17 protein-coding genes are annotated in these 17,726 nt (G+C 70.0%); 12 read left to right on the top strand and 5 right to left on the bottom strand.

From position 1 onward, the window contains the following. The first annotated feature begins 63 nt into the window (after window positions 1-63). Window positions 64-1,329: an NIPSNAP family protein gene (locus SOM08_RS12715; protein WP_245980754.1), complete on the top strand. Its 1,266-nt coding sequence runs from the start codon at window positions 64-66 to the stop codon at window positions 1,327-1,329. A gap of 25 nt (window positions 1,330-1,354) precedes the next feature. Here SOM08_RS12715 and coaBC read toward each other — a convergent pair whose 3' ends face one another. After that, a complete protein-coding gene (gene coaBC, locus SOM08_RS12710) occupies window positions 1,355-2,572 on the bottom strand; it encodes a bifunctional phosphopantothenoylcysteine decarboxylase/phosphopantothenate--cysteine ligase CoaBC (protein WP_116957023.1) in 1,218 nt (405 codons plus the stop codon). Window positions 2,573-2,685: 113 nt separating this feature from the next. On the opposite strand from coaBC, the gene SOM08_RS12705 reads away from it, so the two are divergent. The 5 genes from SOM08_RS12705 to SOM08_RS12685 are packed head-to-tail and all read left to right on the top strand — an operon-like array spanning window position 2,686 to window position 7,421. Then, window positions 2,686-4,356: a CTP synthase gene (locus tag SOM08_RS12705; protein ID WP_116957022.1), complete on the top strand. Its 1,671-nt coding sequence runs from the start codon at window positions 2,686-2,688 to the stop codon at window positions 4,354-4,356. Between the two features lie 22 nt (window positions 4,357-4,378). After that, window positions 4,379-5,236: a 3-deoxy-8-phosphooctulonate synthase gene (gene kdsA, locus SOM08_RS12700; RefSeq protein ID WP_116957021.1), complete on the top strand. Its 858-nt coding sequence runs from the start codon at window positions 4,379-4,381 to the stop codon at window positions 5,234-5,236. Between the two features lie 48 nt (window positions 5,237-5,284). Next, on the top strand, window positions 5,285-6,568 hold the full coding sequence (eno, locus tag SOM08_RS12695; protein ID WP_116957020.1) for a phosphopyruvate hydratase: 1,284 nt from the start codon (window positions 5,285-5,287) through the stop codon (window positions 6,566-6,568). A 14-nt stretch (window positions 6,569-6,582) separates the two neighbouring features. Continuing rightward, a complete protein-coding gene (locus SOM08_RS12690; RefSeq protein ID WP_070399922.1) occupies window positions 6,583-6,858 on the top strand; it encodes a septum formation initiator family protein in 276 nt (91 codons plus the stop codon). Between the two features lie 35 nt (window positions 6,859-6,893). Continuing rightward, entirely contained in the window at window positions 6,894-7,421 is a 528-nt protein-coding gene (locus tag SOM08_RS12685) for an ATPase (RefSeq protein WP_322469058.1), read from the top strand. 3 nt (window positions 7,422-7,424) lie between these two features. Here SOM08_RS12685 and SOM08_RS12680 read toward each other — a convergent pair whose 3' ends face one another. Together SOM08_RS12680 and SOM08_RS12675 are read right to left on the bottom strand one after the other, a co-directional pair. Continuing rightward, window positions 7,425-8,402 carry an Hsp33 family molecular chaperone HslO gene (locus SOM08_RS12680; RefSeq protein WP_322469057.1) on the bottom strand — a complete coding sequence of 326 codons (978 nt, stop codon included), beginning with the start codon at window positions 8,400-8,402 and terminating at the stop codon, window positions 7,425-7,427. 34 nt (window positions 8,403-8,436) lie between these two features. Next, entirely contained in the window at window positions 8,437-8,961 is a 525-nt protein-coding gene (locus SOM08_RS12675; RefSeq protein ID WP_116957017.1) for a gamma carbonic anhydrase family protein, read from the bottom strand. Between the two features lie 48 nt (window positions 8,962-9,009). Here SOM08_RS12675 and SOM08_RS12670 point away from each other — a divergent pair, with 48 nt between their 5' ends. The 5 genes from SOM08_RS12670 to SOM08_RS12650 all read left to right on the top strand — a co-directional run bounded on the left by SOM08_RS12670 (window position 9,010) and on the right by SOM08_RS12650 (window position 14,615). Beyond that, window positions 9,010-9,873, top strand: a complete 864-nt coding sequence (locus tag SOM08_RS12670; protein WP_322469056.1) for a ferritin-like domain-containing protein — start codon at window positions 9,010-9,012, stop codon at window positions 9,871-9,873. 26 nt (window positions 9,874-9,899) lie between these two features. Next, window positions 9,900-11,294 (top strand): ATP-dependent RNA helicase DbpA, encoded by a 1,395-nt coding sequence (gene dbpA / locus SOM08_RS12665; protein WP_116957015.1) that lies wholly within the window; start codon window positions 9,900-9,902, stop codon window positions 11,292-11,294. 195 nt (window positions 11,295-11,489) lie between these two features. Next, complete coding sequence (locus SOM08_RS12660; protein ID WP_245980753.1) at window positions 11,490-12,518, top strand: sensor histidine kinase; 1,029 nt, start codon at window positions 11,490-11,492, stop codon at window positions 12,516-12,518. After that, entirely contained in the window at window positions 12,515-13,999 is a 1,485-nt protein-coding gene (locus tag SOM08_RS12655; protein ID WP_322469055.1) for a sensor histidine kinase, read from the top strand. The genes SOM08_RS12660 and SOM08_RS12655 overlap by 4 nt, the downstream gene beginning before the upstream one ends. Window positions 14,000-14,030: 31 nt before the next feature. Continuing rightward, on the top strand, window positions 14,031-14,615 hold the full coding sequence (locus tag SOM08_RS12650; protein WP_322469054.1) for a DUF1439 domain-containing protein: 585 nt from the start codon (window positions 14,031-14,033) through the stop codon (window positions 14,613-14,615). Between the two features lie 6 nt (window positions 14,616-14,621). Here SOM08_RS12650 and xerD read toward each other — a convergent pair whose 3' ends face one another. Then, window positions 14,622-15,539: a site-specific tyrosine recombinase XerD gene (gene xerD, locus SOM08_RS12645; protein ID WP_116957011.1), complete on the bottom strand. Its 918-nt coding sequence runs from the start codon at window positions 15,537-15,539 to the stop codon at window positions 14,622-14,624. Between the two features lie 8 nt (window positions 15,540-15,547). After that, the gene (locus SOM08_RS12640; protein WP_322469053.1) at window positions 15,548-16,525 is read right to left on the bottom strand and encodes a tripartite tricarboxylate transporter substrate binding protein BugE; all 978 of its coding nucleotides are present in this window, start codon (window positions 16,523-16,525) and stop codon (window positions 15,548-15,550) included. A gap of 214 nt (window positions 16,526-16,739) precedes the next feature. Here SOM08_RS12640 and SOM08_RS12635 point away from each other — a divergent pair, with 214 nt between their 5' ends. Next, a complete protein-coding gene (locus SOM08_RS12635) occupies window positions 16,740-17,699 on the top strand; it encodes a TAXI family TRAP transporter solute-binding subunit (RefSeq protein ID WP_322469052.1) in 960 nt (319 codons plus the stop codon). The last annotated feature ends 27 nt before the right edge of the window (window positions 17,700-17,726 follow it).

Here is a 17,726-nt window from a genome sequence, read left to right as displayed (position 1 = left end):
ACCCCTTGTCATATTGGTGGTGCCAGCATCGCCCTTCCTTCATCACCACCAGGCAGGCACACCATGAACACCCCAGACCCCGGCGCAACGAGCGCGAAGCAGGACTTCGATTTCCTGGTCGGCCACTGGACCACCCGCCAGCGGCGCCTGAAACAGCGCCTGCAGGGCAGCGACGAATGGGAAACCTTCACCGCCTCCACCACCAACCAGCACCTGCCGGGCGGCGTGATCAACTTCGATACCCTGGTCGCGCCGACCTGGAAACCGGGCTGGGTGGGCATGTCGCTGCGCCTGTTCAACCCGGCGACCAACCTCTGGAGCATCTACTGGGTCACCAACGAAGGCGGAGGCATCGACCCCGCGACGGGGCAGCTCGGCGCCCCGGTGGTCGGCCGCTTCCAGGGAAGCGAAGGCCTGTTCGAGGGCGAGGACCGGTTCGAGGGACGCACGGTCCGCGTGCGCTTCCATTGGCAGCGCTGGGGCAGCGAGCGGGCGCGCTGGCAGCAGGCCTTCTCCGACGACGGCGGGCGCAGCTGGGAGGTCAACTGGGTCATGGACTTTGAGCGCGAGGCCCCGTCCCCGGCCGAACCGGCGCCGCCACCCGCCCTCGGCCTCGACTGCCAGGTGGTCGAGTTGCGCCGGTACACCCTTCATCCGGGCCAGCGCGACACATTGATCGAGCTGTTCGAGCGGGCCCTGGTCGAACCGCAGGAAGCACTGGCCATGGCCGTGATGGGCCAGTTCCGCGACCTCGATGCGCCCGACCACTTCGTCTGGCTGCGCGGCTTTGCCGACAGGGACAGCCGCACCAGGGGATTGGCGGCGTTCTATGGCGGCCCCGTCTGGCGACAGCACGGCGGCGCGGCCAACGCCACCATGGTCGACTCCGACGACGTGCTGCTGCTGCGCCCGGCTTGGCCGGGCTCGGGCCTCTCGATGCAGGGCCGCCGCCGCCCGCAGTCCACGGGGCAGACGACCGCGCCGGGCCTGCTGCGGGTCAGCGTGCTGCCCCTGCGCGAGACGGCCGGTGCGGCGCTGCTGAGCCTCTGCCGCGACACCCTGTCGCCGTGCCTGCGGAAGGGTGGCGCGCACGTCCTCGGCTGGTACGTCACCGACGAGGCGCCGAACGATTTTCCTCGCCTGCCCGTGCGGGAGGGGAAGCCGGTGTTGGTGGGCTTTGCCCTGTTTCCCGACCTGCCCTCGCTAAACGCCTTCGAGCGCAGCGGCGCCTGGGACCGCGACGCGCAGGCGGCGCTGGCGCCATGGCTCGATCGCCCGGCGCGCCACCACAGGCTGGCGCCCACCGCGCGTTCGGCGATCCAGGCCTGAGCGCCAAGGGCGCGGGAGCCGCTGCTCAGCGGCGTGGCAGCCGGCGGGCGATCTCGGTCACCAGCTGGCGCGCCAGGGCCAGCTTGCCGGCGCGCGGCAGCTCGGTGCTGCCGGCCTCGTCCACCAGCAGCAGCGCGTTGTCGTCGCGGCCGAAGGTGTCGGGCCCGATGTTGCCCACCAGCAGCGGCACGCCCTTGCGCGCGCGCTTGGCCTGGGCGTGGGCCAGCAGATCGTGGCTTTCGGCGGCGAAACCCACGCAATACAGCGCGCCGGCCCGAGCGCGCGGGCTGGCGGCCACACCGGCCAGGATGTCGGGGTTCTCCACGAAGGCCAGGGTGGGCGCTTCGCCGCTGCCGTCCTTCTTGATCTTCTGGTCGGAGGTGCTGGCGGGGCGCCAGTCGGCCACGGCGGCGGCCGCGATGAAGACGTCGGCCGCGTCGGCACTGGCCAGCACGGCGCGCTGCATGTCCTGCGCGGACACCACGTCCACCCGCTGAACTCCGCGCGGCGTGGGCAGGGCCACCGGGCCGGCCACCAGCGTCACCTGGGCACCGGCCTCGTGCGCGGCGCGCGCGAGCGCGAAGCCCATCTTGCCGCTGGAGCGGTTGGTGAGGCCGCGCACCGGGTCGATGGCCTCGAAGGTGGGCCCGGCCGTGATGAGCACATGCCGGCCCGCCAGCGCCTTGGGCTGGAAGTGACGCACCAGCTCATAGAGCAGTTCGTCCGGTTCGAGCATGCGGCCATCGCCGGTTTCGCCGCAGGCCTGCTCGCCCGCGCCCACGCCCAGCACCACGGTGCCGTCGGCGCGCAGCTGCGCCAGGTTGCGCTGCGTGGCGGGGTGGGCGTACATCTCGCGGTTCATGGCCGGGGCCACGATCAGCGGCACGCGCTCCAGGGGCCGGGCCAGGCACAGCAGCGAGAGCAGGTCGTCGGCGCGGCCATGCAGCAGCTTGGCCATGAAGTCGGCGCTGGCCGGCGCGATGACGATGGCATCGGCCTCGCGGCTGAGGTTGATGTGGGGCATGTTGTTGCCCTCGCGCGGGTCCCACTGCGAGCCGTAGACCGTGCGGCCCGACAACGCCTGCAGGGTGACCGGCGTGATGAAGTGCTCGGCCGCCTCGGTCATCACCACCTGCACCGTGGCGCCGGCCTTCACCAGGCCGCGGCAGAATTCGGCGGCCTTGTAACAGGCCACGCCACCGCTGAGGCCCAGCACGATGTGTTTTCCCGCGAGATCGCTCATGGAGGCGCAATGTAGCAGCGCCCCGCGAGAAGCCCCGGTGGACGGGCCGAGCGGGAGGGGCCACCTATAATCGGAATTTCCCACCTGAGCCAGCCCCCGGGCTGGCCCGAGTCATGACCAAATACGTGTTCGTCACCGGCGGTGTGGTGTCCTCCCTGGGCAAGGGCATTGCTTCTGCGTCTCTCGCCGCGCTGCTCGAATCGCGCGGCCTCAAAGTCACCCTCATCAAGCTCGACCCGTACATCAACGTGGATCCGGGCACCATGTCGCCGTTCCAGCACGGCGAGGTGTTCGTCACCGACGACGGCGCCGAGACCGACCTGGACCTGGGCCACTACGAGCGTTTCATCGAAACGCGCATGCGCCAGTCCAACAACTTCACCACCGGCAAGATCTACCAGTCGGTGCTGGAGAAGGAGCGCCGCGGCGACTACCTCGGCAAGACCGTGCAGGTGATCCCGCACGTCACCAACGAGATCCAGGAATTCATCCGCAAGGGCTCGGGCGAAGGCACGCCCGACGCGGTGGACGTGGCCATCGTCGAGATCGGCGGCACCGTGGGCGACATCGAGTCCCTGCCCTTCCTGGAAGCCGTGCGCCAGATGAGCCTGCGCCTGGGCCCCAACAGCTCGGCCTTCCTGCACCTGTCCTACCTGCCCTGGATCGCCGCCGCCGGCGAGCTCAAGACCAAGCCCACGCAGCACACCGCCAAGGAGCTGCGCGCCATCGGCATCCAGGCCGACGCCCTGCTCTGCCGCGCCGACCGCCGCATCCCCGACGAGGAACGCGCCAAGATCAGCCTGTTCAGCAACGTGCCCGAATGGGGCGTGATCAGCATGTGGGACGTGGACACCATCTACAAGGTGCCGCGCATGCTGCACGAGCAGGGGCTGGACGGCCTCATCTGCGACAAGCTGCGCCTGAACACGCCGCCGGCCAACCTCAAGCGCTGGGACGACCTGGTGCATGCGGTGGAGAACCCGCAGGGCACGGTGCACATCGCCATGGTCGGCAAGTACGTCGACCTGTCCGACAGCTACAAGTCGCTCAACGAGGCCCTGCGCCACGCCGGCCTGAAGAACCAGGCCAAGGTGGCCATCGAGTACGTCGATTCCGAGACCATCACGCCGGCCAACGTGGCCCAGGTGCTGGGTCGCTTCGACGCCGTGCTGGTCCCCGGCGGCTTCGGCAAGCGCGGCATCGAGGGCAAGATCTGCGCGGCGCGCTTCGCGCGCGAGCAGAAAGTGCCCTACCTGGGCATCTGCCTGGGCATGCAGGTGGCCACCATCGAATACGCGCGCCACGTGGCCGGCCTGAAGGACGCCAACAGCACCGAGTTCGAACCCGGCACGCCGCACCCGGTCATCGCCCTCATCACCGAGTGGAAGGACGCCGACGGCAGCATCCAGCAGCGCGACGCCCACTCCGACCTCGGCGGCACCATGCGCCTGGGGGCGCAAAGCTCCGACGTGGCCAAGGGCACGCTGGCGCACAGCATCTACGGCGACGTGGTGACCGAACGCCACCGCCACCGCTACGAAGCCAACGTGAACTACCTCGACCAGCTGCGCCAGGCCGGGCTGGTGATCTCCGCGCTGACCCAGCGCGAGCACCTCACCGAGATCGTGGAGCTGCCGCAGTCCGTGCACCCCTGGTTCATGGGCGTGCAATTCCACCCCGAGTTCAAGTCCACGCCCTGGGCCGGCCACCCGCTGTTCAACGCCTACATCAAGGCGGCGCTGACCCACCAGGCGCAGCGCCGGCCCGCCCGGGCCGTGGCCTGAGGCCCCGACGGAGAGCCCCACGATGAAGCTCTGCGGTTTCGACGTCGGCCTGGACAAGCCCTTCTTCCTCATCGCCGGCCCCTGTGTCATCGAGTCCGAGCAGCTGCAGATGGACGTGGCCGGGCGGCTGAAGGAGATCACCGGCTCGCTGGGCATCCCCTTCATCTTCAAGAGCAGCTTCGACAAGGCCAACCGCAGCAGCGGCAAGAGCTTCCGCGGCCCTGGCCGCGAGGCGGGCCTGGCGGTGCTGGCCAAGGTCAAGGCCCAGCTCGGCGTGCCCGTCATCACCGACGTGCACAGCGAGGACGACATCGCCCCCGCCGCCGCCGTGTGCGACGTGCTGCAGACGCCGGCCTTCCTGTGCCGCCAGACCGACTTCATCCGCGCCGTGGCGCAGAGCGGACGGCCGGTGAACATCAAGAAGGGCCAGTTCCTCGCGCCGCACGACATGAAGAACGTGATCGACAAGGCCCGCGACGCGGCCCGCGACGCCGGCCTGCCCGAGGACAGCTTCCTCGCCTGCGAGCGCGGCGCGAGCTTCGGCTACAACAACCTCGTCTCCGACATGCGGGCCCTGGCCATCATGCGCGAGACCGGCGCGCCGGTGGTGTTCGACGCCACCCACAGCGTGCAGCTGCCCGGCGGGCAAGGCACCAGCTCGGGCGGCCAGCGCGAGTTCGTGCCCGTGCTGGCGCGCGCCGCCGTGGCGGTCGGCGTGTCCGGCCTGTTCATGGAAACCCACCCCGACCCGGCCAAGGCCTTGAGCGACGGCCCGAACGCCGTGCCGCTCAAGCACATGCCCGCGCTGCTCGAAACCCTGCTCGCGCTCGACGCCGTGACCAAAAGGAACGGCTACCTCGAGGACCGCTTCAACGCCTGAGCCGCGCCCAATTTTCTTTGACTTTCCGAACCTGAGGACCCTTGATTCATGAGTGCCATCGTTGACATCGTCGGCCGCGAAGTGCTGGACAGCCGCGGCAACCCCACCGTCGAGTGCGACGTGCTGCTGGAGAGCGGCGTCATGGGCCGCGCGGCCGTGCCCTCGGGCGCGTCCACCGGCTCGCGCGAGGCCATCGAGCTGCGCGACGGCGACAAGAGCCGCTACCTGGGCAAGGGCGTGCTCAAGGCGGTGGAGCACATCAACACCGAGATCAGCGAGGCCGTGCTGGGCCTGGACGCCTCCGAGCAGGCCTTCCTGGACAAGACCCTGATCGACCTCGATGGCACCGAGAACAAGAGCCGCCTGGGCGCCAACGCCATGCTGGCCGTCTCCATGGCCGTGGCCCGCGCCGCCGCCGAGGAAGCCGGCCTGCCGCTGTACCGCTACTTCGGCGGCATGAGCGCGGTGCAGATGCCCGTGCCCATGATGAACGTCATCAACGGCGGCGCCCACGCCAACAACAACCTCGACCTGCAGGAGCTGATGATCATCCCCGTGGGCGCGCCGAACTTCCGCGAGGCCCTGCGCTGGGGCGCCGAGGTGTTCCACGCGCTCAAGAAGATCCTGCACGACAAGGGCATGAGCGTGGCGGTGGGCGACGAAGGCGGCTTCGCGCCGAACGTCGAGAGCCACGAGGCCGCGCTGCAACTGCTGATGGACGCCATTTCGGCCGCCGGCTACACCCCGGGCGACCAGATCGCGCTGGGCCTGGACTGCGCCGCGAGCGAGTTCTACAAGGATGGCCAGTACGCGCTCGACGGCGAGGGCCTGAAGCTCAGCGCCGAGGAGTGGACCCATATGCTGGCCACCTGGTGCGACAAGTACCCCATCGTCAGCATCGAGGACGGCATGGCCGAGGGCGACTGGGACGGCTGGAAGGTCCTCACCGAGCGCCTGGGCCAGCAGGTGCAGCTGGTGGGCGACGACCTCTTCGTCACCAACACCAAGATCTTGAAGGAAGGCATCGACAAGGACATCGCCAACTCGATCCTCATCAAGATCAACCAGATCGGCACGCTGACCGAAACCTTCGCCGCCATCGAGATGGCCAAGCGCGCGGGCTACACCGCCGTGATCAGCCACCGCAGTGGCGAGACCGAGGACAACACCATCGCCGACATCGCCGTGGGCACCAACGCCGGCCAGATCAAGACCGGCTCGCTCTCGCGCTCGGACCGCATGGCCAAGTACAACCAGCTGCTGCGCATCGAGGAAGACCTCGGCGAAGTGGCCGTGTACCCCGGCCGCGCCGCCTTCTACAACCTGCGCTGACCGCCACGCCCCCGATGGCCAACCGCCTGATCCCCGGCCTGCTGGTCGCGCTGCTGCTGGTGCTGCACGCGCAGCTCTGGTTCGGCCGGGGCAGCGTGCCGCAGGTGGCGCAGCTGCGCCGCGACCTGGCCGCCCAGCTGGAGGCGAACGAGCTGGCGCGGCAGCGCAACGCGCAGATCGCCAGCGAGCTGCGCGACCTCCAGGAAGGGCTGGAGATGGTCGAGGAGTTGGCGCGCCAAGACCTCGGCATGGTCAAGCCCAACGAGGTTTTCGTGCAGATCGCGCGCTGATCCGCCGCGGATCGGCGCCCTTCCCTGGCCGTCCCATGCTCACGGTGGCACTGCTCGGCGGGCCGCTCACCGGCAAGCGCACACTGGCGCGCCAATTGCGCGAGGCCCTGGACGCGCGGGGCATCGCCGGGGTCGTGATCGCCGACGCCACCGCGCTGATGGCGGCGGCCCACAACGAGCTTCGTTTCAATGACCGCGGCCTCTGGCCCGAAGCCCTGGCCGCGCAGCGCCGCATCGGCCTGACGCTGCTGATGGGCCTGGATCTGCCCTGGGTACCCGGCGGCCGGCTCAGCGACAGCCCCGCCGTGCGCGAGGCCACCGACACCCTGTTGCGCCGCGAGCTGCAAGGCGCGGGCATCGGCTTCCAGACGGTTTATGGCCACGGCGCGCGGCGCCTGCAGGCCGCGCTGCGCGCCGTGGGGGCCGCCCTGGGCCGCGAGCTGCTGCCCGACGACCCCCTGCTGCGCGACGGTTCGGGCCGCTGGGCCTGCGAGGCCTGCAGCGACCCCGACTGCGAGCACCGGCTGTTCAGCGCCCTGCTCGCGCGCCGCGGCGGCGGCTGAGGATCACTGCGGCCGATCGGTCCCGGGCGGCTGCGCCAGCGGCTGCAGGAACACCTGCGCCGCATCCACCGGATCGAAGGTGTATTGCGCGCCGCAGAAATCGCAGTTGACCTCCACCTGCCCCTGCTCTTCCAGGATGGACTCGATCTCCTCGCGCCCGAGCGAACGCAGCATGCCGCCCACGCGCTCGCGCGAGCAGGTGCAGGCGAAGCGGGGTCCCGCGCCGGCCAGCAGCGGGTCGAAGCGGCGCAGGTTCTCTTCCCAGAACAGGCGGTGCAGGATGGTGTCGGCATCGAGCCCCAGCAGCTCTTCGCGCTTGAGGCTGCTGGCCAGGATCGCGATGCGCTGGTAGTCCTCGTTGCGGCCGATCTGGTCCTCGTCGCGCTGCTGCGACTGGCCGGCCAGGTTGGCCTCGCCCTGCAGCGGCAGGCGCTGGATCAGCAGGCCGGCGGCCATCTTGTCGTTCGCCGCCAGCACCAGCTTGGTGTCGAGTTGCTCGCTCTGCAGCATGTAGTGCTCGATCACCTCGCTGAGCTTTTCCAGCTTCTCGCGGCGGTCACCGAACAGCGGCACCACCCCCTGGTAGGGCTGCTGGCCGGGCTGGCGGTCCTTCGGGTCGAGCGTGATCGCGCAACGGCCCTGGTTGGTGGCGTTCACCATGTGCGACAGGGGCGCGTCGTCCGCCACCTCGCCGGCCACCGTCGCGGTGGCGCGCAGGCTCAGGTCGGGCTGCACCTCGGCCACGGCCAGCTTCACCGGGCCGTCGCCATGGATCTGCATGACCAGGGCGCCGTTGAATTTGATGTTGGCCTGCATCAGCGTGGCCGCGGCCGTCATCTCGCCGAGCAGCTCGGTCACGGCCGTGGGGTAGCCGCCGGCCTGCGCGCGGCGCTGCAGGATCTCCTGCCAGGCGTCGGTGATGCGCACCAGCATGCCGCGCACCGGCAGGCCTTCAAACACGAATTTGTGGAGCTCGGACACGGGGTTCCTTCGACCAAAGCGGCACAGGTGGCGCTCAGCCGGTCTTTTTCAAGCCCTTGCGGTAGCGCTGGGCGTTCTCGATGTAGTGGGCCGCGCTGCGGCGCAGGCCCTCGATCTGCTCGGGCGTGAGCTGGCGCACCACCTTGGCGGGGCTGCCCAGGATCATGGAGCCATCGGGGAATTCCTTGCCCTCGGTCACCAGGGCGCGCGCGCCCACCAGGCAGTTCTTGCCGATCCTCGCGCCATTGAGCACGGTGGCGCCGATGCCGATCAGCGACTCGTCGCCGATGGTGCAGCCGTGCAGCATCACCTGGTGGCCGATGGTCACGCGCTCGCCCACCACCAGCGGGAAGCCGTAGTCGGCGTGCATCACCGTGCCGTCCTGCACATTGCTGCCCTGGCCAACGGTGATGGTCTCGGTGTCGCCGCGCAGCACCGCGCCGAACCAGACGCTGCTGTCTTCGTGCAGGTGCACGTTGCCCATGACTTGCGCGCTGTCCGCGACCCAGGCCGAATCGGCCATCGTCGGCGCCACGCCATCGAGTTCGTACAAAGCCATGCGGCAGTCTCCTCGGGTGCTCGGGTGTCGAAACCTAGAATTGTAGGGATGCCCCTCACCGTACCCGCCGAGACGCCCGCCAGCCTGCGCGAGCAGGCCCTGGAGGCCCTGTGCACGGCCGATCCCACGGCCAAGGCAGCGGCGGCGCAGGCGCTGTGGGCGCGCTGGCGCGCCCTGGGCGCGCAGGACGGGGCGGCCTGGGCCGCGCAGGCGCCCATCGCCCCCTTGGCCAGCGCCACCCTGCCCGGCCGCCCGGCGCGCCCCGAACTCGTGCCGCCGCAGGCCGTGGCCCAGCGCTCGCCCTTCACGCGCGACGGCCTGGCGGCCCTGCTGCACGCCATCGCGCACATCGAGTTCAACGCCATCGACCTGGCGCTGGACGCGCTGTGGCGCTTCCCCGGCCTGCCGCTGGACTTCTACCGCCAGTGGCTGCAGGTGGCGCACGAGGAGGCCACGCACTTCGGCCTGCTGCGCGAGTTGCTGCAGGCACTGGGCCACGACTACGGCGACTTCCCCGCCCACAACGGCCTGTGGGAGATGTGCGTGAAGACCCAGCACGACCCGCTGGCGCGCATGGCCCTGGTGCCGCGCACCCTGGAGGCGCGCGGCCTGGACGCCACGCCGCTGATCCAGTCGCGCCTGCGCCAGGTGACGGCGCGCGAGGTCAAGCAGGAAGCGCAGCGCGCGGTCGAGATCCTGGACACCATCCTGCGCGACGAAATCGGCCACGTGGCCGTGGGCAACCGCTGGTACGCCTGGCTGTGCGCGCAGCGCGGGCTGGAGCCGGTGGCGCACTACCGCGTGCTGGCGCGCGAGCACGCCGCGCCGCGGCTGAGGCCGCCGTTCAACGACACCGCCCGACGGGCGGCGGGCTTCACCCAGGCCGAGCTGGACGCCCTGCTCGGACCCTGAACGGGGCGAACCCGGACAATCCGGGGATGACTTCCGCTTCCCCGACCGCGTTCAGCGCCCTCCCCCTGTCCCCCGCCACCCTGGCCAACCTGGAGCAGCTGGGCTACACGGCCATGACGCCGATCCAGGCCGCCGCCCTGCCGCCGGCCCTGCTGGGCAAGGACCTCATCGCCCAGGCCAAGACCGGCAGCGGCAAGACCGCCGCCTTCGCCCTGGCGCTGCTGGCCAACCTGAACCCGCGCCGCTTCGCCGTGCAGGCGCTGGTGCTGTGTCCCACGCGCGAGCTGGCCGACCAAGTGAGCACCGAAGTCCGCCGCCTCGCGCGCGCGGCGGACAACGTGAAGGTGGTGGTGCTCTGCGGCGGCGTGCCGCTGCGCGGGCAGTTGGCCTCGCTGGAGCACGGCGCGCACATCGTGGTGGGCACGCCGGGCCGGGTCATGGACCACCTGGGGCGCGGCAGCCTGCGGCTGGACGCGCTCAACACCCTGGTGCTCGACGAGGCCGACCGCATGCTCGACATGGGCTTTTTCGACGACATCGCCACTGTCGCCAGGCAGTGCCCCGCGGCGCGCCAGACCCTGCTGTTCTCCGCCACCTACCCCGAAGGCATCGCCCAGCTCAGCGCGCGCTTCATGCGCGAGCCCGTCACCGTGAAGGTGGAGGCCCAGCACGCGGGCGCGCAGATCGAGCAGCGCTGGTACGAAGTGAGCGAGACCCAGCGCCTGGACACGGTGGGTCGCCTGCTTGCCCACTTCCGCCCCGCCAGCGCGCTGGCCTTCTGCAACACCAAGGCGCAGTGCCGCGACCTGGTGGCCGTGCTGCGGGCCCAGGGCATCGGTGCGCTGGCGCTGTTCGGGGAGCTGGAGCAGCGCGAACGCGACCAAGTGCTGGTGCGCTTCGCCAACGGCAGCTGCCGGGTGCTGGTGGCCACCGACGTGGCCGCGCGCGGCCTGGACATCGCCAGCCTGGCCGCCGTCATCAACGTGGACGTGACGCCCGATCCCGAGGTGCACATCCACCGCATCGGCCGCACCGGCCGGGCGGGCGAAAGCGGCCTGGCGCTGAACCTGGCCAGCCTGGACGAAATGGGCAGCGTGGGCCGCATCGAGCAGCTGCAAGGCCAGGCATCGAACTGGTCTCCCGTGAGCGAGCTGGTGCCCACCGGCCAGGGCCCGCTGCTGCCGGCCATGGCCACCTTGCATATCCAGGGCGGCCGCAAGGAAAAGATCCGCCCCGGCGACGTGCTGGGCGCGCTCACGGCCGACCTGGGCTACACGCGCGAACAGGTCGGCAAGATCAACGTCAACGACTGGTCCACCTATGTCGCGGTGGAGCGCGGGATCGCGCAGCAGGCGGCCAGCCGGCTGAACGCCGGCCGCATCAAAGGCAAGGGCGTGAAGGTGCGCGTGCTGGAAGACTGAGCCCCACCGGGCCGGCGCCCACACCGGGGCACCGCCCGCTGCGCCACCGATCCAAGGACAAGGGTTAACCCTTTGTGGGACAGCCCGGCGCCGTGACGCCTTGCGCAATGAGCGGGGTCACGACGGGCTCAATCTCTGCCCCGCTTGAGCCGATACGTTTGGTGACATAACATGCACCGAGGAGGAACGTTTGGCATGCCCGGCAACCGAATCGAACTCGACGACTACCTGGGCCAGGCGTTCCACCGCATGCCTGTGGCCATGATCGTGGTGAACCAGCGCGGCCAGATCACACGCCTCAACCAGCTCGCCGAGACCACGTTCGGCTACGAAGCCAGCGAGCTCATCGGCCAACCCGTCGAGGCCCTCATCCCCCAGCGCTTTCGCGCCGCGCACCCGCACTACCGCCAGGGCTTCCTGGCCGAGACCAGTGCGCGCCCCATGGGCCTGGGCCGCGACCTGAGCGGCCTGCGCAAGGACGGCAGCGAGTTCCCGGTGGAAATCGGCATCAACCCGGTGGAAACCGACGAGGGGCCCATGATCCTGTCGGTGATCCTGGACCTGTCGGAACGCAAACAGGCCGAAAAGCGCATCCAGGACGCGCTCACGCAGAAGGACCTGCTGCTGCGCGAGGTGCACCACCGCGTGAAGAACAACCTGCAGGTGATCCACAGCCTGCTCGACCTGCAGGCCCTCAAGCTGGCCGACCACGAGGTGGTGGAGGTGCTGCGCGACAGCCAGAACCGCATCCGCTCGATGTCGCTGATCCACCAGACGCTGTACCAGTCGCGCAACTTCGCGCGCGTCGATTTCCAGCGCTTCCTCGACGAGCTGCTGCCCAGCCTGACCGAGTCCTACCGCTCGGTGGCGGGCCTGGTGTCCATCGCCATCGACGCGCACGAGGTCAAGCTGCCCATCAACGAGGCCATCCCCTGCGGCCTGGTCATCAACGAGCTGGTGAGCAACGCGCTCAAGCACGGCTTCACGCAAGGGCGCGGTGGGCAGATCACGGTGTCCGTGCAGCAGCATGGCGAGCGCACGATCGAGCTGTCCGTCAGCAACGACGGCCACGCCATCCCCGGCACGCTCGACCTCGAACAGACCACCACGCTGGGGCTGCAGCTTGTGCAGCTGCTCACGCGACAGCTCAACGGCAGCTTGGACATCCAGCGCGCGAACCCCACGCGGTTCACGCTGCGCTTCGACCTGGAGGCGGAGGCATGACGGCAGCGGCGAGTGCATCGAAGATCCTGATCGTGGAAGACGAAGGCATCGTCGCCTTCAACCTGCAGCAGCGGCTGCAGCACATGGGCTACCGCATCACCGGCCTGGCCGAATCGGGCGCCGAGGGCCTGGCGCTGGTCTCGCGCGAGCGGCCCGACCTGGTGCTCATGGACATCCACATCAAGGGCGAAATGGACGGCATCGAGCTGGCCCGCGCGCTCAACCGCGACTTCGATCTGCCCATCATCTACCTCACCGCGTACTCGGAAGACACCACGCTGGAGCGCGCGCGCCGCACGCGGCCCTATGGCTATCTCATCAAGCCCTTCTCCGAACGCGAGCTGCACGCCACCGTGCAGATGGCCCTGGAGCGCCACGCGATGCAATCGGCGCTGAGCGAGAGCCAGGCGTTGCTGCGCCAGTCGCTGGACGCCGCGGCCATGGGGCTGATCGACTGCCTGCCCGCGGCCGACCGCCTGCGCCTGAGCGGGCCGCCGGCCGAGCGGCTGGGACTGGACCCGGCCGGGGAGCACCCGCTGTCGGCCCTGTTGGAGCGGCTGGACGAGGCCGAGCGCGAGCGCCTGGGGGACGACTGGGCGCAGCCCGGGCCGCGGCGCCACACCCTGCGCGCGCGGGCCATGGACGGCGGCCACCGCTGGCTGCAACTCGACACCGTGGCCGATCCGGACGGCCGGGTTCGCGGCGTGGTGCAGGACGTCACGGAGCGCGAACAGGCCCGCCTGGCGATGCAGCGCGTCAACGAAGAACTCGAAGACCGCGTGCTGGAGCGCACCGCCGAGTTGCGCCAGCACGTGCGCGAGCTGGAAGCCTTCAGCCACACCGCCGCGCACGACCTGCGCTCACCGATCCGCGCCATTTCGGGCCTGGGACAGATCCTGGCCGAAACCCACGGCGCCGCGCTGGGCGAGGACGGCCGCCGCATGCTCGATCGCATGTCGCACGCGGCGCACCGCATGGGCGAACTCATCGATGCGCTGCTGAGCCTGTCCAAGCTGTCGCGCGCGCCGCTGTACCGCGCCGAGGTGGACCTGGGCGCGCAGGCGCGCGAGGTGGAGCGCGCCCTGCGCGAGGCCGAACCCGGGCGCGAGATGCGCGTCGAGGTGGCCGAGGGCCTGCGCGTGCAGGCCGACCACGCCCTGATCCGCAGCGTGATCGACAACCTCATGCGCAACGCCTGGAAGTTCACGCGCGGGCGGGACCAGGGCCTCATCGAGATCGGCCGGCAGGAGGAGGACGGGCGGGTGGTGTACTTCGTGCGCGACAACGGATGCGGCTTCGATATGGTCCACGCCGACAAGCTCTTCGGCGCCTTCTTCCGCCTGCACGACGAGCAGCACTACGGCGGCTCGGGCCTGGGGCTGAGCATCGCGCAGCGCATCGTGCAGCGCCACGGCGGCGAGATCTGGGCCCAGGGCGAGGTGGGCCGGGGCGCCACGGTGTACTTCACGCTGGGCGGCTGAACCCTCGCGGCGGGTGGGCCTCCAACGGCCCATGCAACGCCGAACCCTGCTCCTGTCCCTCCCCTGCCTGCCCGCCGCGCTCGGCGCCACGGCACCGGCCCGCGCGGCGGACGCCGACACAGACCAGGACAAGCCTCCCGGGTACGCCGTCTCCACCGAGCAGATGCAGCAGGCGCTGGCGCAGCGCTTCCCACTGCGCTACCCGGTGCCCGGCGTGCTGAACCTGGACCTGCAGACGCCCCGCCTGCGCCTGCTGCCCCAACGCAACCGACTGCTCGCCGAGATGGCGGTACAGGCCAGCGGCCCGGCCCTCCACCGCGCGCACCAGGGCGGTTTCGACGTCGACTTCGCCCTGCGCTACGAGGCCAGCGACCGCACGCTGCGCGCGCGGCAGCTGCACCTGAGCCGCCTGCGCTTTCCCACGCTGCGGCCCGAGGTGGTGGACATGCTCAACGCCTACGCTCCCGCGCTGGCCGAGCAGTCGCTGCGCGAAGTGGTGCTGCACCAGCTGCAGCCGCAGGACCTGAAGGCAGTGGAGGCCATGGGCCTGCAGCCAGGCCCCATCACCGTGACCGAGACGGGACTGGTGATCGGCCTGGTCCTCAAGCCGCTCTGACGGCCCTCAGCCGCGCGGGTGGTGCTGCGCCACCACCGTCTTGAGCCGCTCGCGCGCCACATGGGTGTAAATGGTGGTGGTGGAAATGTCCGCGTGGCCCAGCAGCATCTGCACGGCGCGCAGGTCGGCACCGTGGTTGAGCAGGTGGGTGGCGAAGGCGTGGCGCAGGGTGTGCGGCGACAGCGGCGCGGTGATGCCGGCCTCGCGCGCGTAGCGCTTGACCAGCTGCCAGAACATCACGCGCGTCATGGCCGAGCCGGCGCGCGCGCCGCGCGAGGTGACGAACAGGTCCTCGCTCGCCAGGCCGCCCAGGATCGCCGGCCGGCCTTCGGTGAGGTAGCGCTGCAGCCAGTCGCCCGCCACCTGGCCGAAAGGCACCAGCCGCTCCTTGTTGCCCTTGCCGGTGATGCGCAGCACCTGCTCGGCCAGGCCCAGATGCCAGGTCTTGAGGGTGACCAGTTCGCTCACGCGCAGCCCGCTGGCGTACATCAGCTCCAGCATGCTGCGGTCGCGCAGGCCCAGCGGGGTGTCGTCGTCCGGCGCGGCCAGCAGGGCTTCCACCTGGGCTTCGCTCAAGGTTTTGGGCACACGCAGCGGCTGGCGCGCCGGCGCCAGCCGCAGGGTCGGGTCGGCGGTGATGAAACGCTCGCGCAGGGCCCAGCGGTAGTAGCGGCGGAACACCGTGAGGCGGCGGTTCGCGGTGCTGGCCCGCGTCTGCGCGTGGCGCTCGGCGAAGTAGCCGTGGATGTCTGCTTCCAGCGCCTCGGGCAAGGCCTTGCCCTGGCCGCGCAGCCAGGCGTCGAAGAGCGCCAGGTCGCGGCGGTAGGCATCCAGGGTGTTGCGCGACAAGCCCTCTTCGAGCCAGAGGCTGTCGATGAAGGCCGACAGCGTGGGGTGCTCGTCGGCCTTCTTGCTGGGGGCCATCCGCCGAATCAGTCGAGCCGCAGCTTCTGCTTGGCCACCACCTGCTTGTAGACCTCGAACTCGGCCTTGATCTGCGCCGCGAACTCGCTCGGCGAGTTGCCCACCACCAGCGAGCCGGTGTCCTCGATGCGTTTGCGCACCGCCGGGTCCTTCAGCGCCTCGGCGGCGGCGGCGTGGATCTTGTTCACCACGTCGGCCGGCAGGCCCTTGGGACCGATCAGGCCGTAGTAGGCCATGCGGTTCACCGGCTCCAGGCCCATTTCCTTGAAGGTGGGCACGTTGGGCAGGGCCGCCACGCGCTGCGGCGCCGCCACCGCCAGCGCGATCAGGCGCCCGCCCAGGATGTGCGGCAGCGCCGAGGGCAGGTTGTCAAAAATGATCGGCACCTGGCCGCCGATGGTGTCGTTGAGGGCCGGGCCCGCGCCGCGGTAGGGAATGTGCGTGATGAAGGTGCCCGTCAGGCTCTTGAACAGCTCGGTCTGCAGGTGGCCGATGCCGCCCGTGCCCGAGCTGGCGTAGCTGTACTTGCCGGGGTTCTTTTTCACCTCTTCGAGAAAGGCCTTGAAGTCCTTGGCCGGGAAGCTGGGGTGCACCGCGATCACGTTGGGCGTGGCCGCGATGTTCATGATGGGTGTGAAGTCGTTGAGCGTGTCGTACGGGATCTTGGGGTTGATCGCGGGGTTGGCCGCCGTGGTCGACACCGTGGCCACGCCGATGTAGTGGCCGTCGGGCGTGGCGCGCGCCAGTTCCTGCGCCCCCACCACACCGCCGCCGCCGGCGCGGTTGAGCACGATCACGTTCTGGCCCAGTGCCTTGCCCAGCGGTTCGGACATGACGCGGGCGATGATGTCGGTGGTGCCACCGGGCGCGAACGGCACCTGCAGCGTGACGGGCTTGCTGGGAAAACCCTGGGACAGCGCCGGGCCGGCGGCAAGAACCAGACCGGCAGCCAAAGACGCCAGGTTGAAGAAACGGCGTTGTGTCATGCGATTCACTCCAGAGGAACGGTAAGGACCGCGGCTCGCAAATCGCGTGCCCACAGTGGGCGCCATTGTGGGCCACGGGCGCGCGCCCCGAATTGGGGGTGGTACGGCCTGGGGAAAACCCGGGGCCGCCTACGCGTTTCCCGCGAAGCGCGGGGGCCGAACCCTGGGTTAAGGTCGCCCATCCCTCACCCACCACAACATCAGGAGACATCACATGCGTCTGATCCGCCACATCGGCCTGGGCATCAGCCTGGCCGCCGCACTCGCCGCCAGTGGCGCCGCCCTGGCGCAACAGCAGTTCGTCAACGTGCTGACCGGTGGCCAGGCCGGCGTGTACTACCCGCTCGGCGTGGCGCTGGCGCAGGTGTACGGGCAGAGCATTCCGAACGCGCGTGCCACCGCGCAGGTGACCAAGGCGTCGGCCGAAAACCTCAACCTGCTGCAGGCCGGCCGCGGTGAACTGGCCTTCTCCCTGGCCGACGCGGTGTCCGACGCCTGGAACGGCAACGCCGAGGCCGGCTTCCCGAAGAAGCTCGACAAGCTGCGTGGCCTCTCGGCCACCTACAACAACTACATCCAGATCGTGGCCAGCGCGGACTCGGGCATCAAGACCCTGGCCGACCTGAAGGGCAAGCGTGTGTCCGTGGGCGCCGCGCGCTCGGGCACCGAACTCAACGCCCGCGCCATCTTCAAGGCCGCGGGCCTGAGCTACCAGGACCTGGGCAAGGTGGAGTACCTGCCGTTCGGCGAATCGGTCGAGCTCATCAAGAACCGCCAGCTCGACGCCACGCTGCAGTCCGCCGGCCTGGGGGTGGCCTCTATCCGCGACCTGGCCACGGCCGTGAAGATCGTGGTGGTGCCGATCCCCGCCGAGGTCGTCGCGAAGGTCGGCGATCCGGCCTATCAGCCGGCCACCATCCCGGCCAACACCTACGGCGGCCAGGCGGCCGATGTGCCCACGGCGGCGATCCCGAACTTCCTCGTCACGCATTCGGGCGTGTCCGATGAACTGGCCTACCAGATGGCCAAACAGCTCTACGCCAACCTGGACAAGCTGCACGCCGCGCACAACGCGGCCAAGGCCATCAACCCCGCCAATGCCATCAAGGGCATGCCGGTTCCCCTGCACCCGGGCGCCGAGCGCTACTACAAGGAAGCGGGCCTCATCAAATAGCCCTTCTGCCTTGAACACACGGCCCCG

Origin of the sequence: Hydrogenophaga sp. SNF1, from assembly GCF_034421675.1 — a bacterium.
Lineage (GTDB): Bacteria > Pseudomonadota > Gammaproteobacteria > Burkholderiales > Burkholderiaceae_C > Hydrogenophaga > Hydrogenophaga borbori.
The sequence above is the reverse complement of the archived record's forward strand: the minus strand, read 5'-3'. Positions and strand labels throughout refer to the sequence as shown.

Excerpts from the sequence above, each read along its gene's own strand:
- SOM08_RS12715 (WP_245980754.1), top strand. The coding sequence starts at position 64 with ATGAACACCCCAGACCCCGGCGCAACGAGCGCGAAGCAGGACTTCGAT.
- coaBC (WP_116957023.1), bottom strand. The coding sequence starts at position 2,572 with ATGAGCGATCTCGCGGGAAAACACATCGTGCTGGGCCTCAGCGGTGGC.
- SOM08_RS12705 (WP_116957022.1), top strand. The coding sequence starts at position 2,686 with ATGACCAAATACGTGTTCGTCACCGGCGGTGTGGTGTCCTCCCTGGGC.
- kdsA (WP_116957021.1), top strand. The coding sequence starts at position 4,379 with ATGAAGCTCTGCGGTTTCGACGTCGGCCTGGACAAGCCCTTCTTCCTC.
- eno (WP_116957020.1), top strand. The coding sequence starts at position 5,285 with ATGAGTGCCATCGTTGACATCGTCGGCCGCGAAGTGCTGGACAGCCGC.
- SOM08_RS12690 (WP_070399922.1), top strand. The coding sequence starts at position 6,583 with ATGGCCAACCGCCTGATCCCCGGCCTGCTGGTCGCGCTGCTGCTGGTG.
- SOM08_RS12685 (WP_322469058.1), top strand. The coding sequence starts at position 6,894 with ATGCTCACGGTGGCACTGCTCGGCGGGCCGCTCACCGGCAAGCGCACA.
- SOM08_RS12675 (WP_116957017.1), bottom strand. The coding sequence starts at position 8,961 with ATGGCTTTGTACGAACTCGATGGCGTGGCGCCGACGATGGCCGATTCG.
- SOM08_RS12670 (WP_322469056.1), top strand. The coding sequence starts at position 9,010 with ATGCCCCTCACCGTACCCGCCGAGACGCCCGCCAGCCTGCGCGAGCAG.
- dbpA (WP_116957015.1), top strand. The coding sequence starts at position 9,900 with ATGACTTCCGCTTCCCCGACCGCGTTCAGCGCCCTCCCCCTGTCCCCC.
- SOM08_RS12660 (WP_245980753.1), top strand. The coding sequence starts at position 11,490 with ATGCCCGGCAACCGAATCGAACTCGACGACTACCTGGGCCAGGCGTTC.
- SOM08_RS12655 (WP_322469055.1), top strand. The coding sequence starts at position 12,515 with ATGACGGCAGCGGCGAGTGCATCGAAGATCCTGATCGTGGAAGACGAA.
- SOM08_RS12650 (WP_322469054.1), top strand. The coding sequence starts at position 14,031 with ATGCAACGCCGAACCCTGCTCCTGTCCCTCCCCTGCCTGCCCGCCGCG.
- xerD (WP_116957011.1), bottom strand. The coding sequence starts at position 15,539 with ATGGCCCCCAGCAAGAAGGCCGACGAGCACCCCACGCTGTCGGCCTTC.
- SOM08_RS12640 (WP_322469053.1), bottom strand. The coding sequence starts at position 16,525 with ATGACACAACGCCGTTTCTTCAACCTGGCGTCTTTGGCTGCCGGTCTG.
- SOM08_RS12635 (WP_322469052.1), top strand. The coding sequence starts at position 16,740 with ATGCGTCTGATCCGCCACATCGGCCTGGGCATCAGCCTGGCCGCCGCA.